Raw genomic sequence first — 1,075 nt, 5'->3', positions numbered from 1 at the left:
GATCAGCTGCATCGAAATTTCCAACTGCCTGCGATTTGCAAAAGCAGCGCCAGTTTCTGGAACAATTACTTCGAAATAACGATCTACAAATTCAGCTGTTATCGGGTAATTTCCTTTTATAATTGATAAGAAAGGGTAAACTTCGATTTCTAAAAACTCGTTCAGTTTATTTTCTTCGTTTGATGAAGCAAAATCGCCGATGCGTTTAATCCAGTCTTTACAATTGAACAATAGTTTATCGGTAAGTTCTAAAGAAACATGCTTACGGATGGCTTTTAAAGTATCAATTAAACTATTTAACTGCACTTCCATATCATCTTTTAAAGCTTTATTTCGCTCTATTGTAGAATTACGGATATCAATTGCGCCAAACAGCGGATACATATGTTTAAAGGTGATCGTTTCGATTTCCTTTAATTTATGGTAACTGTTATTCTGCTGAAGAAAATGCCAAACAGCTTCGTTAAATTTCCATTGTACCGATGGTTGCAAGGCGGTAAACTTATCCATCAGCACTTCGTCCATTTTAGCATCAAATTCTTCGATACTGTATTGGAAAAGTTGACCGATTAAAGGCATTGCCGGGCGTAACCTCGATAAAAGTTTATCATCAACCACTACTTCCTCATTCGAATAAACCTCTAAAACGCCAGCCAACTGCGTATTGTAATATACAGGCAGTACTGAGTAAGAACAAACACCAGCGGCTTTTAAAACCCTTAAAAAAGGATCTTTATCAATCTGATCGTCATTAATAGCGCTTACAAAAATCGACCTTGGATTTTCTTTATACTTATCAACCAACGAATAAAAAACTTCTTCTTCGAGATTGGATGATTTTGCCGAATTAATCAGCATACTTTGTGAAAACTCCTGATTATCGAAAACGAGCTTATTGTTAACGGTTAAAAAAGGCATTAAACCAAATTCGAGTTTTCCGTTTCCGCTAAGCGTTTTTAAAGCGTGGATTACGTGTGTATAGGCTTCGGTTTGATAACTGTGATTAACAAGCGCATCGCGGATACCATCTATAGCATGTTGCAAGGTCACATCTGTTATTGAGATGATGCTGAAT

At 36.5% G+C, this 1,075-nt stretch carries 1 protein-coding gene; it reads right to left on the bottom strand.

The annotated features are described in order from the left end of the window. Nucleotides 1–1,044 (bottom strand): hypothetical protein (locus AC1DPQ_RS28595; protein WP_477611690.1); only part of this gene is annotated, 1,044 nt, incomplete at its 3' end. Nucleotides 1,045–1,075 lie beyond the last annotated feature (31 nt).

Source organism: Pedobacter sp. 01T416_2 (genome assembly GCF_056398925.1).
Note: the sequence above shows the minus strand (reverse complement) of the source record. Positions and strands in the feature narration are given on the sequence as shown.